This is a genomic window from Corynebacterium bouchesdurhonense, from assembly GCF_900078305.2.
Classification (GTDB): Bacteria; Actinomycetota; Actinomycetes; order Mycobacteriales; family Mycobacteriaceae; genus Corynebacterium; species Corynebacterium bouchesdurhonense.
This window is the reverse complement of the sequence record NZ_LT546027.1, coordinates 49,444-64,116: the sequence shown is the minus strand read 5'-3', so window position 1 is coordinate 64,116 and position 14,673 is coordinate 49,444. Positions and strand designations below refer to the sequence as shown.

At 69.7% G+C, this 14,673-nt stretch carries 15 protein-coding genes; 13 read left to right on the top strand and 2 right to left on the bottom strand.

The genetic code is table 11. The annotated features are described in order from the left end of the window. Positions 1 to 7 precede the first annotated feature (7 nt). The 10 genes from trmD to BN4252_RS03910 all read left to right on the top strand — a co-directional run bounded on the left by trmD (position 8) and on the right by BN4252_RS03910 (position 9,811). Positions 8 to 1,084, top strand: a complete 1,077-nt coding sequence (gene trmD / locus BN4252_RS03955) for a tRNA (guanosine(37)-N1)-methyltransferase TrmD (RefSeq protein ID WP_066526095.1) — start codon at positions 8 to 10, stop codon at positions 1,082 to 1,084. Then, positions 1,081 to 3,333, top strand: a complete 2,253-nt coding sequence (locus tag BN4252_RS03950; RefSeq protein ID WP_066526091.1) for a Tex family protein — start codon at positions 1,081 to 1,083, stop codon at positions 3,331 to 3,333. Before trmD ends, BN4252_RS03950 begins: the two co-directional genes overlap by 4 nt. 112 nt (positions 3,334 to 3,445) lie before the next feature. Further along, a complete protein-coding gene (gene rplS, locus BN4252_RS03945; protein WP_066526086.1) occupies positions 3,446 to 3,793 on the top strand; it encodes a 50S ribosomal protein L19 in 348 nt (115 codons plus the stop codon). Positions 3,794 to 3,875: 82 nt separating this feature from the next. Beyond that, positions 3,876 to 4,592, top strand: a complete 717-nt coding sequence (lepB, locus tag BN4252_RS03940; RefSeq protein WP_230208562.1) for a signal peptidase I — start codon at positions 3,876 to 3,878, stop codon at positions 4,590 to 4,592. A 4-nt stretch (positions 4,593 to 4,596) separates the two neighbouring features. Then, a complete protein-coding gene (locus tag BN4252_RS03935) occupies positions 4,597 to 5,256 on the top strand; it encodes a ribonuclease HII (protein ID WP_066526080.1) in 660 nt (219 codons plus the stop codon). A 6-nt stretch (positions 5,257 to 5,262) separates the two neighbouring features. Then, the gene (locus tag BN4252_RS03930; protein ID WP_066526074.1) at positions 5,263 to 5,571 is read left to right on the top strand and encodes a DUF2469 domain-containing protein; all 309 of its coding nucleotides are present in this window, start codon (positions 5,263 to 5,265) and stop codon (positions 5,569 to 5,571) included. Positions 5,572 to 5,689: 118 nt separating this feature from the next. Continuing rightward, positions 5,690 to 6,154: a YraN family protein gene (locus BN4252_RS03925; RefSeq protein ID WP_230208561.1), complete on the top strand. Its 465-nt coding sequence runs from the start codon at positions 5,690 to 5,692 to the stop codon at positions 6,152 to 6,154. Further along, positions 6,141 to 7,685: a YifB family Mg chelatase-like AAA ATPase gene (locus tag BN4252_RS03920; protein ID WP_066526063.1), complete on the top strand. Its 1,545-nt coding sequence runs from the start codon at positions 6,141 to 6,143 to the stop codon at positions 7,683 to 7,685. Before BN4252_RS03925 ends, BN4252_RS03920 begins: the two co-directional genes overlap by 14 nt. After that, entirely contained in the window at positions 7,682 to 8,863 is a 1,182-nt protein-coding gene (dprA, locus tag BN4252_RS03915) for a DNA-processing protein DprA (RefSeq protein ID WP_066526060.1), read from the top strand. Before BN4252_RS03920 ends, dprA begins: the two co-directional genes overlap by 4 nt. A 9-nt stretch (positions 8,864 to 8,872) precedes the next feature. Continuing rightward, positions 8,873 to 9,811 carry a tyrosine recombinase XerC gene (locus tag BN4252_RS03910; RefSeq protein ID WP_066526055.1) on the top strand — a complete coding sequence of 313 codons (939 nt, stop codon included), beginning with the start codon at positions 8,873 to 8,875 and terminating at the stop codon, positions 9,809 to 9,811. Here BN4252_RS03910 and BN4252_RS03905 read toward each other — a convergent pair. Then, positions 9,774 to 10,196: a M23 family metallopeptidase gene (locus BN4252_RS03905; RefSeq protein WP_066526052.1), complete on the bottom strand. Its 423-nt coding sequence runs from the start codon at positions 10,194 to 10,196 to the stop codon at positions 9,774 to 9,776. The two genes, BN4252_RS03910 and BN4252_RS03905, sit on opposite strands and share 38 nt — an antisense overlap. A gap of 537 nt (positions 10,197 to 10,733) precedes the next feature. Between BN4252_RS03905 and rpsB the strand changes: the two genes are divergently transcribed. From rpsB to pyrH, 3 genes are all read left to right on the top strand, one after another. After that, positions 10,734 to 11,708 carry a 30S ribosomal protein S2 gene (gene rpsB, locus BN4252_RS03900; RefSeq protein WP_066526050.1) on the top strand — a complete coding sequence of 325 codons (975 nt, stop codon included), beginning with the start codon at positions 10,734 to 10,736 and terminating at the stop codon, positions 11,706 to 11,708. Positions 11,709 to 11,851: 143 nt separating this feature from the next. Then, a complete protein-coding gene (gene tsf / locus BN4252_RS03895) occupies positions 11,852 to 12,670 on the top strand; it encodes a translation elongation factor Ts (RefSeq protein WP_066526048.1) in 819 nt (272 codons plus the stop codon). Positions 12,671 to 12,795: 125 nt separating this feature from the next. Next, positions 12,796 to 13,539, top strand: coding sequence for a UMP kinase (gene pyrH, locus BN4252_RS03890; RefSeq protein WP_066526043.1), 744 nt, complete (start codon positions 12,796 to 12,798; stop codon positions 13,537 to 13,539). 26 nt (positions 13,540 to 13,565) lie between these two features. Here pyrH and BN4252_RS03885 read toward each other — a convergent pair whose 3' ends face one another. Then, positions 13,566 to 14,648 carry an amidase family protein gene (locus BN4252_RS03885; protein WP_066526039.1) on the bottom strand — a complete coding sequence of 361 codons (1,083 nt, stop codon included), beginning with the start codon at positions 14,646 to 14,648 and terminating at the stop codon, positions 13,566 to 13,568. Positions 14,649 to 14,673 lie beyond the last annotated feature (25 nt).

The window sequence follows — 14,673 nt, the reverse complement described above, 5'->3', positions numbered from 1 at the left end:
CCGCACTATGCGCATCGACGCGGTGACCATCTTCCCCGAGTACCTCGAGCCCCTGCGCCACGCACTGCTGGGCAAGGCCATTGAGCAGGGGATCTTGGAGGTGGGGGTGCACAACCTGCGCGACTTCGCCAGCGGCAACCACAAGTCCGTGGACGCCCCGCCGCTGGGGGGTGGGCCGGGCATGGTGATGAAGCCGGAGGTGTGGGGCCCGGCCCTAGACGCGGTCGCGGAAGGGCGCGACGTGGAGGCCTTGACTACGGCGGCGGCGCACCGCAACGACAAGCTGCGCCACGACGAAGTAGCCGAGGTGGCCGCGCGCCCGTATGCGGAGCGCGACGTGCGCGCCGGGGAGGACCCGGGCGCGCCGCTGCTCCTGGTGCCCACCCCGGCCGGCGCGCCCTTTACGCAGGCGCAGGCGCGGGCGTGGTCCAACGAGGAGCACATCGTCTTCGCCTGCGGGCGCTACGAGGGCATCGACCAGCGTGTTTTCGAGGATGCGGCGCGGCGCTACCGGGTCCGAGAGGTCTCGATCGGCGACTACGTGCTCATCGGCGGGGAGGTGGCGGTGCTGGTGATCGCGGAGGCCGTCACTCGCCTCATTCCGGGCGTGCTGGGCAACACGGAGAGCCACGAGGAGGACAGCTTCTCCGACGGCCTGTTGGAGGGCCCGTGCTACACCAAGCCCAGGACGTGGCGCGGCATCGCGGCGCCGAAGGTGCTCACCTCGGGCGACCACGCCAAGGTGGGGCGGTGGCGCCGCGAGCAGTCCATCCTGCGCACGCGGGCCGTGCGGCCCGAGCTGCTCGCGCGCGCCGACCTCGCCGACGAGGACCGCTTCTTTCTCGCTTCGCGGCCCGTGATCACGCGGCTGGAGGTGGGGGGTGCGCAAGGGGGCGTCGGAAAGCAAGTGCGAAAAGCCCTGCGAACCGGCCCCTACCGGGCGCAAAGCGTGGAGTTCGACGGGCAGATCCTGACCGTGCGGGGGCGCACCACGCTCGAAGCGGAGCAGGCCACGGAGGCGGTGGCGGCAGCGCTGCCCGGCGGCGCGGCGTGGTCCGGCGCAACGCTAGACTGCTCCGAATGACTATCCCAGCAACAATCGCGACAGAACTCGGCGTGCGGGCGGGGCAGGTCGAGGCGGCGCTGAAACTCCTCGCGGAGGGCAACACCGTGCCGTTCATCGCCCGCTACCGCAAGGAGGCCACCGGCGGCCTGGATGATGCGCAGCTGCGCCACATCGAGGAGCGCAACACCTACCTCACGGAGCTCGAGCAGCGCCGCGCCGCGGTACTGGAAGCCATCGACGAGCAGGGCAAACTCACCGACGGGCTACGCGCGCAGATCGCCGCCGCGGACACCAAGGCCCGCCTGGAGGACCTCTACGCGCCGTACAAGAAGCGCCGCAAGACCAAGGCCGACACCGCCCGAGAGGCGGGACTCGGGGCGTTGGAGCAGCTGCTTATCGACGCCCCCTCAAGCGACCCCGAAACCCTCGCCGCCGACTTCACCTCCGAGGCGTTCCCGGACGCGAAGGCGGCGCTCGAGGGCGCGCGAGCCATCCTGGTGGACCGCATCGCCCTCGACGCGGACTTGGTGGGCCAGGTGCGCGCCCGGGTGTACGAAACCGGCACGATGCGCGCCGGCGTGGTGGAGGGCAAGGAGGCCGAGGGTGCGAAGTACGCGGACTACTTCGACTTCGCCGAGCCCTTCGACCGCCTGCCCAGTCACCGCATCCTGGCGCTTCTGCGCGGTGAGGCCGAGGGTGTGCTCAGCCTCACCCTGGACCCGGGCGAGGACGCCGTCTACGAGGGCATGATCGCGGAGGCCTTCGACCTGCCGGTCAAGGACAGCGAGTGGCTGGCCAAGGCGGTGCGGTGGGCCTGGCGCACCAAGCTGCAGGTGTCCGCCAACCTGGACACCCGCATGCGGCTGAGGGAGAAAGCCGAGGCGGGGGCGCTGGAGGTGTTCAAGACCAACCTGCGCGACATCCTGCTCGCCGCGCCGGCCGGGCAGCGGGCCACGCTCGCGCTGGACCCGGGCTACCGCAACGGCGTGAAGTGCGCAGTGGTGGACGGCACTGGCAAGGTGCTGGCCACCACCATCGTCTACCCGCACCAGCCGCAGAACCGCTGGGACGCGACTCGCGCCGAGCTGGCGTCTCTGGCCGCGGAGCACGGCGTGGAGCTCATCGCGGTGGGCAACGGCACGGCCTCGCGCGAGTCGGAGAAGCTGGCGGGGGAGGTGGCGGACCTCATCGCGGCAGCGGGCGGTGCGCGGCCCACCCCGGTGGTGGTGTCCGAATCCGGCGCGTCCGTCTACTCCGCCAGCGAGATCGCGGCCCGCGAATTCCCCGGCATGGACGTCTCGCTGCGTTCCGCGGTCTCCATTGCCCGGCGCCTGCAGGACCCGCTGGCGGAGCTGGTCAAGGTGGACCCGAAGGCCCTGGGCGTGGGGCAGTACCAGCACGACGTGAACCAGGCGGCGCTCGCCTCAACCCTGGACGCCGTGGTGGAGGACGCGGTGAACTCCGTGGGCGTAGACGTCAACACCGCCTCCGCGCCGCTGCTGGAGCGGGTGGCGGGGGTGAGCGCGACCATCGCCGCGAACATCGTGGACTACCGCGACGAGCACGGCTCCTTCACCACCCGCAAGGAGTTGGCCAAGGTGCCGCGGCTGGGGCCGAAGGCCTTCGAACAGGCCGCGGGTTTCCTGCGCGTGCAGGGCGGGCGGAACCCGCTGGACGCCTCCGCCGTGCACCCGGAGGCGTACCCCGTGGTGGAGCGCATCGCCGCGGCCACCGGGCTTGCCACCGAGGCGTTGATCGGCAACACCGCCGTGCTCACGCGCCTCGCGCCCGCGGACTTCGCCGACGACACTTTCGGCGTGCCCACGGTCACCGACATCATCGCCGAACTGGACAAGCCGGGCCGCGACCCGCGCCCGGAGTTCAAGACCGCCGCGTTCAAGGAGGGCGTGCACGAGGTCAAGGACCTCGCCCCGGGCATGATCCTCGAGGGCACCGTGACCAACGTGGCGGCCTTCGGCGCCTTCGTCGACGTGGGCGTGCACCAGGACGGCCTCGTCCACATCTCCGCCATGAGCGACTCCTTCGTCGCGGACCCGCACGACGTGGTGCGCTCCGGGCAGGTGGTCAAGGTCAAGGTCATGGAGGTCGATGTCGAGCGCAACCGCATCGGGCTGAGCCTCAGGCTTGACGACGCCCCCGGCGCGCCATCCCCCAAGAAGCGGGCCGCCACGCCGGCGCGGGGGAGGCGTCGACAAGCAAACGGCTCCATGGCGGATGCCCTCAAGAAGGCGGGATTTGGGAAGTAACCGCCGGATCTGTACACTTCCTGGGGTTATTGCACACGACACGAACCAGTCGAGGCCGGAGAAGTCCGGTGCCGCTAGGGTCCTCTGTCCGTAACTGAAAAGGAATGCTGCTATGAGCAACGGCATCATCGACCTTGTCGACGCAGGTCAGCTGCGCGACGACATCCCGAACTTCCGCCCCGGCGACACCCTCGACGTGCACGTCAAGGTTATCGAGGGCAGCGTCACCCGTACCCAGGTCTTCACCGGCTTCGTCGTGCGCCGCCAGGGCTCCGGCATCCGCGAGACCTTCACGGTGCGCAAGATCTCCTTCGGCATCGGTGTCGAGCGCACCTTCCCGGTGCACTCCCCGAACATTGAGAAGATCGAGGTTGTCCGCCGCGGTAAGGTCCGCCGCGCCAAGCTGTACTACATGCGCGACCTGCGCGGCAAGGCTGCCCGCATCAAGGAGCGCCGCTAGTTCTCGCGCCGTACGCCCCAGCGATCGAGCCCCGCTCGACCGCTGGGGCGTTTCGCATTTTCGTAGTGTTAGAGTGTTGCGGGTGACTAACCCAAGCGAGAAGCAGGAAACCCCCTGGTACGTCGAGATTCCGGTGGTCATCCTCCTCACCCTGGCCATCATGTTCGTGCTCCAGACGTTCATCGGCCGCCTCTACGTGATTCCGTCGGCGTCGATGGAGCCCACGCTGCACGGCGAGAACGGCTCGGGCGACCGCATCTTCGTGGAGAAGGTGAGCTACTACTTCTCCGACCCGGAGCCGGGCGACGTTGTGGTGTTTAAGGGCACCGATTCCTGGAACACCGGCTTTAGCTCCAACCGCTCTGACAACACGTTCGTGCGCGGCATGCAGGAGGTCGGCTCCTGGGTGGGGTTGGTGCCCAAGGACGAGAACACGCTGGTGAAGCGCATTGTGGCGACTGGCGGGCAGACCGTTTCCTGCCAGGAGGGGGACCCGGCGGTGATGGTGGACGGAAAACCCATTGACCAGTCCTACGTGCTGCAGCCGAACTTCTACCCGGTGGACCCGGCCACGGGCTCGGACGCGTGCGGCGGCAAGTACTTCGGCCCCGTGACCGTGCCGGAGGGCAACTACTTCATGATGGGCGACAACCGCACCAACTCCGCGGACTCCCGCTACCACATGGGCGACGAGTACCAGGGCACGATCCCGCGCGAGAACCTCCGCGGCAAGGTCGAGGCCGTGGTCTTCCCGCTCGGCCGCGCGGGCGGTGTCGCCGACCCGAACATCCAGCGCTAGCGCGGTGCGCCGCCTAAAGCAGCTGCGCACCTACGAGGTGGCGCTGGATAAGGCCGGCCTCGGGCCGGTGGCGGGCGTGGACGAGGCGGGCCGCGGCGCCTGCTTCGGCCCGCTCACCGTCGCCGCCTGCATCCTGCCGACGCGCCCGCTCGCCGCGCTCGAGGGCCTGACCGACTCGAAGAGGCTCACCGCGCGCAAGCGGGCATTGCTTTTCGACGCCATCTGCGACCACGCCCTCGCCCACGCCATCATCCACATCCCGGCAGCCGACATCGACCGCCGGGGCGTGCAGGCCGCCAACCTCGACGGGGCCCGGGCCGCCGTGGCCCAGCTCGCGCCGCACCCCGGATACGTGCTCATGGACGGCTTCCGCATCCCCGGCCTCCCCGTGCCGCAGCTGCCGGTGGTGGGTGGCGACTACTCGGCGCGCTGCATCGCCGCGGCCAGTGTACTGGCCAAGGTGAGCCGCGACCGGCTGATCACCGAGATGGCCGAGCGCTACCCGCTCTACGGTCTGGAGGGGCACAAGGGCTACTCCACCCGCGCCCACATGGACGCGGTGCGCCGCCACGGTCCCAGCGCCGAGCACCGTTATAGTTATGCAAACGTCCAAGCGGCGGCCAAGGTCTACGCGGAGAATGCACTGAAATGCACGGAGGGATGACGGCGGATGAGCGCTGAGGAGCTGGAGAACTACGAGGCCGAGGTCGAACTCTCCCTCTACCGCGAGTACCGCGACGTGGCCAGCCAGTTCTCCTACGTGGTGGAGACGGACCGGAGGTTCTACCTGGCCAACGCCGTGGAGCTGATCCCGCACACCGACGGCAAGGACGTCTACTACGAGGTCCGCATGTCCGACTGCTGGGTGTGGGACATGTACCGCGCCGTGCGGTTTGTGCGCTACGTTCGCGTGATCACGTACAAGGACGTCAACATCGAGGAGCTGGACAAGCCCGAGATCGCCTTCCCCGAGCGTTAAAACTTTTTTACGGAAATTTCGGCTGCGAGGGAACCGGACGGCCCAAACGTCAGTCTAAGTGAGTACAGCAGTTTCACTGCCCGCCATGTGCCCACCGACCTGACAAGGGGGAACCGCCGTGTCCAGCCGGCCTATCGCCACCGTCCCACGCCACCCGATTAGCCGCACCGCCAGGGGTGATACCAGCGGCCCGCCACCGCACCCCGAAAGTGAGTTCGCGGATCAGTACGCCCTCGGGCGCGCCGGCGAGGGGGCCGCGGTGTGCTGGTACGAAGAGGACGGCTACACCTACCTCGCCTCGCGTGTTCGCTGCCGCGCGGGCGAGCTCGATGCGGTCATGCTCGCCCCCGACGGAACCGTAGTGTTCGTCGAAGTCAAAACGCGCCGCGGCGGCCAGTACGGCGGCGCGGAGGCGGTGGGGGCGAAGAAGCTCGCAACCATGCGGCGCTGCGCCGCGGAGTGGCTCGAACGCCGTCCGGAGCAGGGCTACGCGCCCGTACGCTTCGACGTCTGCGAGCTGATCTTCGACGCAGGCGGGTTTCGCGCCCGCCGGTACGAAGGGGTGGAAGATGGCGCTTGCTAGCACCCACACGGCAACCGTGGAAGGTGTTGCCGCCCACATGGTCACTGTGGAGGCCAACGTGGGGCCCGGGCTGCCGGGCATGCACATCGTGGGCCTGGGAGACGCCGCGGTGAAGGAGTCGCGCGATCGCATCCGCACCGCCCTGGCCAACACCGCCATGCCGTGGCCGCGCACGAAGATCATGGTTTCGCTCTCACCCGCCCACCTGCCCAAGGCCGGCTCCCACTTCGACCTGCCCATCGCGTTGACGGTGGTGGGCAGCCTGGATCCCCGGGCGCAGGCAAGGCTTAAGCGGACCATGTTCATGGGCGAGCTCGCCCTTGACGGCACGTTGCGCCGCGTGGAAGGAATCCTGCCCATGCTGCTGCGATCCCGCGCGCCCGGGGGCGACGATGGCCCGGACACCGTTGTGGTGCCGCGGGCGAACGCGGCCGAGGCGGCGCTGCTCGGCCGCGGCGACATCTTGGTGGCGGGCACACTCCCTGAGGTGTGGCGGTGGGTGGTGGGGGAGGGCCACCTCGACCCGGCCCCGGCCGCTTCGCGCGGCGGCGCCCCGGCGGGCGCGGCGCCGGATTTCGCGGACATCGCCGGCCAGTTGCTCGAGCGCGACGCGATGGAGATCGCCGCCGCCGGCGGCCACCACGTGATGATGGTGGGCCCGCCCGGCTCGGGCAAGTCCATGCTGGCGGAGCGCCTGCCCGGCATCCTGCCCGAGATGAGCGTGGGCGAGCAGATCGAGACCACCGCCTTGCATTCCGCCGCTGGAATCTCTCGCGGCCACATCGTCGCGCACCGCCCCTTCATCGCTCCGCATCCCTCCCTGACCCGGGTCGAGCTCATCGGCGGGGGATCCGGGGTGCCGCAGCCGGGTGCGGTGAGCCAGGCCCACAACGGCGTGCTCTTTCTCGACGAGGCCTCCGAGATCGCGGCCGGCGTGCTCGATTCCCTGCGCATTCCACTCGAGACGGGCCGCGTGGTGCATCGGCGCAGCCGGCGCGAGGTGATCTACCCGGCGCACTTCCAGCTGATTCTGGCCGCTAACCCCTGTCCGTGCGGGAGCGCGGGCGAGCGCTGCTCCTGCCAGCCCGGACAGCGGGCGCGGCATTTGGCCAACATCTCCGGGCCGCTGCGAGACCGGATGGACATCTTCATCCCCACCACGGCGCAATCCGCCGTGGTCAGCCCCCGGGGCTCGGAATCCTCCGCCGAGATCGCCCAGCGGGTCGCGGCGGCGCGCGACCGGGCCCAACACCGCTGGGCGCGCGCCGGGGTCTCCGCAGCGGTCAATGCGCGGGTGAGCTCCACCGTGCTGCGCCGGGACTTCCCGCCGGATGAGGAGACCGTGATCACGCTGCAGGGGTTGCTCAAAGACGGGGAGCTCACGCAGCGCGGGGTGGATAAGGTGCTCAAGCTGGCCTGGACGGTGGCGGACCTCGCGGGGGAGGACCAGCCGCGCATCGACCACCTGGACCGGGCGCTGGCCCTGCGCGCCTCCCACATGGTGGGTGCGGGAGCGGGGGCGGTGGCATGAGCAGCATCGAATCCTGGGCATACTTGAGCCGGGCAATCGAGGGGCCATCCGTGCACCTCCAGGCGCTGCTTCGTGCCGGGCGGGACGCCGACGAGATCGCCCACGGAGTGCGAACCCGGGCGAGCTGGCTCGGCGGGCTGACCAGGCAGACGGAGGCCCGCTACGCCACCAACCGGGCGGTAGCTGACCTCGAAGAAGCGCAGAAACACGGCTACACTCTGCTCACCCCGGACAGCGCCGGCTGGCCCACCGCGGCGCTGCAGACGAGCTTCGGCGCCTTGGAATCCATCAGCACGGACGCCGAGTGCCCGCCGCACGCGCTGTGGGTGAGGGGCAGCCGCGACCTGCCGGGTCTCTTCGAACGATCCGTGGGCGTGGTGGGCACGCGTGCCGCAACCGCCTACGGGCACCAGGCCACCGCGAACTTGGTGGACGGGCTCGGCGGACACCGCTATACCGTTATCTCGGGCGGGGCAATGGGCATCGACACGGTGGCGCACGACGCCGCGCTCGCCGCCTCCACCCCCACGGTGGCGATCGCCGCCTGCGGCGCCGGGGTGAGCTACCCACGGCGCAACGAGCGCCTCTTCGAACGCATTGCCCAGCAGGGCGGCTCGCTGGTGACGGAGTATCCGCCCGGCGTCACCCCCGACCGCCACCGGTTCCTCACCCGCAACCGGCTCATCGCAGCGTTCTCCACCGGAACCCTGATCGTGGAGGCGGCGTTTCGCTCGGGTGCGCTCAACACCCTGAAGTGGGCGAACGCCTTCGGGCGGCAGACCATGTCCGTGCCCGGGCCGATCACCAGCCCCGAATCACTGGGCACCAACCTGGCCATTGTCAACCGCCAGGCCACCATGGTGCTCAGCGCCGACCACATCCACGAGCTGCTGAGCAAGGTTGGTCACGTGGACGCTCAGCTGGCGCTCGAGTTCGAGCACGCGCCCACCCCGTTGCAGCAGCTGTCCCACAACGAGCTGCGGGTCTACGACTCCCTGCCGCCGGTTGGCGAGGGTGGCCGGGAGGCGGAGCGGGTGGCGGAAGTGGCCGGCATGAGCGTCGGCCTCACCGTCCACCTCCTGCTCGACCTGCAGAAGCGCAACCTAGTGCAGCGGGAGGGGCGGCAGTGGAAGCGCACTGTCGAGCGGGCTGGGGAGAAAGCAGAGGCGCAACTATAGTGGTGTGGCGTGAGTGGCGCGCAAACCCAGGTGCAGACTGCGGCGGATGACTTCGCCGAGTACGCCCTCCTTGTGCTCGGCCGCTCCGAGCACACCGTCCGCGGCTACCGGTCCGACCTCGCGCAGCTCGCGGGTTTCGCGGACACCTTCGCCGATTTCACTCTGGACCAGCTGCGCGCGTGGCTTGCTCGGGCAGTGCGGGAGGGCAAGGCCAGGTCCACGCTCGCGAGGCGCACGGCGGCGGCGCGCGCGTTTTCCACCTGGGCGTACAAGCAGGGGTACCTCGCGGAGGACGTCGCCGCCCGCCTGGTCACCCCGAAGGTGAACCGGCCTCTGCCGTCGGTGCTGCGACCTGACACCGCGGAGGCGGTGGTGGCCGAGCGGGCGGCGGAGCATGCGGAGGAGCACGAAGAGGTGGGTCCGGCCGCGCCGGAGGCGCTGCGCGACCTGGCCATGCTAGAGCTGCTCTACGCCACCGGTATGCGCGTCGGCGAGCTCACGGGCCTCGACGTAGCGGACGTGGACCTCTCCCGCGGGCTAGCCAAGGTGACGGGTAAGGGGGACAAGCAGCGCGTCGTACCCTTCGGCGCCCCCGCGGCCGCCGCTGTGGGTGAGTGGCTGGAGGCCGGTCGCCCGCAACTAGTTGGGAACGCGGGCGGGGCGGAAGGGCCGGGCGGGGCACTATTCGTGGGCAGCCGCGGCAAGCGTATCGACCAGCGGCAGGTGCGGCGCGTGGTGGAGCGCGCGGCCCAGGCGGCCGGCGCCGCCGGTGTGAGCCCCCACTCGCTGCGCCACTCCGCGGCCACCCACCTCCTCGAGGGCGGCGCCGACCTGCGAGTGGTGCAGGAACTGCTGGGCCACTCCAGCATGCAGACCACGCAGATCTACACGCACGTCTCCGCGCAGCGTCTCAAGGCCGTGTACGACCAGGCGCATCCGCGGGCGTAGTCGCGCCCTCCAGCGGTTTCAACCGGATCCGCGGCGGCGCGAGCAAGGTCAGCGGGTCAATGTAGGCGTCCGGCCCGGTGCGCGCGCCCCAGTGCAGCCCATCGTGGTCGCCGGCGCGGAACGCGCCCGCGCGCGCCAGCGTGCCGATCGGTTCGCCCTCGCCGACGGCCGCGCCCACCTGGACTGACGCATGCACCGGCTGGTAGGTGGTGCGCAGGCCCCCGGGGTGGTCGATGGAAACCACGGGCGTGCCCGCCACGGTGCCCGCGAACGCGACGGTGCCGGCGCCCGCCGCGAGCACCGCGTCGCCTGGGCGCAGCGCCAAGTCCACGCCGCGATGGCCCGGCTGCCAGTTGTGTTCGGGAATGTCGGCGCGCCGGGTCACGCGAGTGGGGTGGGCGGAGCCCGTGGAGGGGTCCACCCAGGCGGCCGCGGCCGGAGCGAGGGTGACGGAGACGGCGACGGCGACGGTGGCGGCAAGGGCGCAGGCAAGGGCACGGAAAGGCCGTGGAGGGGTCCACCCAGGCGGCCGCGGCCGGAGCGAGGGTGACGGAGACGGCGACGGCGACGGTGGCGGTGATGGCTCTGGGGAGCGTCGACAAGCGGTGCACATGTGCTACTGAAGCCGCTCGAACGCCGCTTGCCAAGGGGCGGCGCGCCGGGCTGTGGATAACGGCGGGGTGCGACGCGGAGTGGGGGAGAAGTTATCCACAACGCTGCAGTTCAATTAGGTTTTTTCGCCCCCGGTGGGTATTGTTATCCCGGCAGTCTGCGAAGACTGACTACGCGCGCCGGAAAAGGCCAGCTCAGCAACGGTCCCTCGGAAGGGGTGCAGGGCGGGCCCGGTGCCAGGGCGAGGGATAAAAACCCGCGCACAAGACCAGAAAAACCGAACTACTTTTTCTCCAAAGGAGACATTCCCATGGCAGTCGTAACCATGCGCGAACTCCTCGACGCCGGTGTGCACTTCGGCCACCAGACGCGTCGTTGGAACCCGAAGATGCGTCGCTTCATCTTCACCGACCGCAACGGCATCTACATCATCGACCTGCAGCAGACGCTGACCTACATCGACGAGGCGTACGAGTTTGTCAAGGAGACCGTTGCCCACGGTGGCACGATCCTCTTCGTCGGCACCAAGAAGCAGGCGCAGGAGCCGATCCAGGAAGAGGCTGAGCGCGTCGGCATGCCGTACGTGACCCACCGCTGGCTGGGCGGCATGCTCACCAACTTCCAGACCGTGTCCAAGCGAATCGCCCGCATGAAGGAACTGCAGGCGATGGACGCGGCCGAGGACGGCTACGCCGGCCGCGGCAAGAAGGAAGTGCTCATGCTCACCCGCGAGCGCGTGAAGCTCGAGCGCGTCCTCGGCGGTATCGCCGACATGACCAAGGCGCCGTCCGCGCTGTGGATCGTGGACACCAACAAGGAGCACATCGCCATCTCTGAGGCGAAGAAGCTCCGCATCCCGGTCGTGGCCATCCTGGACACCAACTGCGACCCGGACGAGGTCGACTTCCCGATCCCGGGTAACGACGACGCGATCCGCTCCGTGAAGCTGCTCACCCACATCGTGGGCGAGGCCGTGATCGAGGGCAAGCAGCAGCGCGAGGAGCGCCAGCTGGCCGCCGCACGCGACGCAGCGGGCGACAACGACGCGAAGCGCCAGGCCGAGGCAGCCGAGGCCGCCGCGCAGGCAGCAGCGTCCGAGGACGTCTCCGCCGCCGACGCTGCCGCTGCCGCAGCCGCCGCCGAGGCAGCCGCACCGCAGGAGGTCGCCCCGGTTGAGCAGCCGCACGCTGTGCGCGCCGCCCAGCAGGCCGAGGCAGCTAACGAGACCGGCAAGGTCGACGAGGGCATCCAGATCTCCGGCACCGAGTCCGCCACCCAGGCGTAGCGCCCCGGAGACGCGAAAACCCCGCGCTTTTCAAGCAAAGGCGCGGGGTTTCGGTGTGCCCGGCCCCCTCGCTGCCAAGCGGCGGGGCTTCCGCTAATCTTTGTAACGTTAAACACCATCCATACTGAGGAGGTATCGCCCCGATGGCGAATTACACTGCTGCAGACGTCAAGAAGCTGCGTGAGACCACCGGTTCCGGCATGCTCGACTGCAAGAAGGCGCTGGAGGAGACCGGCGGCGACTTCGAGAAGGCCGTTGAGGTCCTGCGCATCAAGGGCGCGAAGGACGTGGGCAAGCGCGCGGAGCGCAACGCGCTCGAAGGGCTCGTGGCCGTGTCCGGCAACACCATCGTTGAGATCAACTCCGAGACGGACTTTGTGGCGAAGAACCAGGAGTTCAAGGACCTCGCCGACGAGATCGCCAAGGCCGCTGCCGCAGCCGGCGCGAACTCCCCGGAGGAGCTCGCCAACGCAGACGTTAACGGCGAGTCCGCGCACGACGTGCTGGAGCGCCTCTCCGCCAAGATCGGCGAGAAGCTCGAGCTGCGTCGCGCCGCGACCCTGACCGGCGACAACGTTGAGGTCTACCTTCACCAGAAGGCCGCGGATCTGCCGCCGGCCGTCGGCGTGCTGGTTGCTTACACCGGTGACGACGCCGAGGCGGCGCACCAGGTTGCGCTGCAGATCGCCGCGATGAAGGCCCGCTACCTCAACCAGGAGGCTGTGCCGGCCGATGTCATCGAGAAGGAGCGCGCGGTCCAGGAGGAGATCACCCGCAACGAGGGCAAGCCGGAGGCAGCCATCGCCAAGATCGTCGAGGGCCGCATGGGCGGCTTCTTCAAGGACGTCGTCCTGCTCGACCAGCCGTCGCTCGCGGACTCCAAGAAGACCGTGAAGCAGTACGCCGACGAGCACGGCATCGAGATCACCGACTTCGTGCGCTACGAGGTTGGCCAGGCCTAGGGCTTCGGCGGCTCCCGCTTGAGGGAGCGTCGATAAGCACTCAGCTCCAAATCCCGGAGCTGGGTGCTTTTCTCGTCCGCGGGGCGTTCCGGGCTAAGATCGAGCCGGATTACACACCGGACACGATGAAGGAGCGTCACACAGTGACTGACCTCAACCCCCAGCGCGGCGGATTCAAGCGGGTAATGCTGAAGTTGGGGGGTGAGATGTTCGGCGGCGGCAATGTTGGCATCGACCCGGACGTGGTCGAGTCGGTGGCCTCGCAGATCGCCGAGGTGGCGCAGGGCGGCACCGAGATCTGCGTGGTGATCGGCGGCGGCAACTTTTTCCGCGGTGCCCAGCTGCAGCAGCGCGGCATGGACCGCTCCCGCTCCGACTACATGGGCATGCTCGGCACGGTGATGAACTGCCTGGCGCTGCAGGACTTCCTCCAGCAGAAGGGCGTGGACTGCCGCGTGCAGACCGCCATCAATATGGCGCAGGTGGCTGAGCCGTACCTGCCGCTGCGCGCCGAGCGCCACCTGGAAAAGGGCCGAGTGGTTATCTTCGGTGCTGGCATGGGCATGCCGTACTTTTCCACCGACACCACCGCGGCGCAGCGCGCCCTGGAGATTGGCTGCGACGTGCTGCTGATGGCCAAGGGCGTGGACGGCGTGTACGACTCGGACCCGCGCACCAACCCGGACGCGCAGCTGTTCACTGAAATCACGCCGCGCGAGGTGATCGAGCGCGGCCTGAAGGTGGCCGACGCCACCGCCTTCTCCCTGTGCATGGACAACAACATGCCGATCTTGGTGTTCAACCTGCTCAAGGAGGGCAACATCGCCCGCGCCGTGGCCGGCGAGCAGGTGGGCACGCTGGTGGCCTAAGCCGCCGCCTACACCGCCTACACCGCCTACACCTCCGCGGCCACTGCCTCCGCCTCCGCGGCGAGCGTGAGGAGCTCCGGGCCCGTGAGGGTGAGCGCCCCCAGGTGCACGGGCCCGAGCGCGATGGCGGGCGCGCCCGTCATGTTGAACAGTGAGCACCACGGTGACCACTGCGTTTGCCGCCAGAAGCTTTCCGCGGGGCTGAGCGAGAGGAAGTAGCCCAGTGGCGGCGGGTCGAACGCCAGGGTGGGGGAGAGCAGCGCGTCCACGCCCCAGCGCCGCGCCAGCAGGCCGGGCAACTCGCGGGCGTGGGCAGCGGCCGCTTCCAGCTGTGCGGGCGTCACGCGCTGGCCCTGCGCCTTGCACCACGCCAAGTACTCGCTGTCCAGCGGGTCCACCCGCGCGAACGCGTGTGTGATGCGGTGCGAAAAGTGCGCGAACGTGGCCTCAGCTTCGGGGTATGGGTGGAGCTCGACAACATCGTGGGTGCGGCCGAGGAGAGCCGCAAGCTTGTCAACGTCCCCTCCCCGCCGCCCATCCACCTCCGCCGGCGCCAGCAACCCCTGGGTGAGCACCCCGATGCGCAGCCTGCGCGGCGCGGGTCGCGCCCAGCCGAGCACCTCGAACTGGTCTGCCACCGTGCGGGTGAGGAAGCCGTGCGCGGGCCCGGCGCTGCCCGCGGCCTTGAACCCCACTACCTCGCACGCCGCGGCCGGCACCCTGATGGAGCCGCCGGCATCGGTGCCGTGGGCGGCCCGGGACAGGCCGAGCGCAACCGCCACGGCCGCACCGGCGGAGGACCCGCCCGGGGTTCGGCCGGGGTAGGCGGGGGATTCGAGCACAGGCACGCCGGGGCGCTCCGCGTAACAGGTGGCGCCCAGCTCCGAGGTCAGCGTGAGCGCCGGGATGTCCGCGCCCGCCGCAAGGAGTGCGCGCGTGAGGGGGTCGTCCTTGACCGCCACCCGCGCGCGGGCGGGGTTGCCGTCGGTGGTGGTGAAGCCAGCCACGGCGGTGGAATCCTTCACCGGGATGGCCCAGCCGTTCAGCCGCCCGCCGGGCGCGCCGCGGCGCGGCTCTTCGGGCACGAAACTGAAGGCGGGGTGGTGCATGGCAACAGTGTAGGGCTGGGCCCCG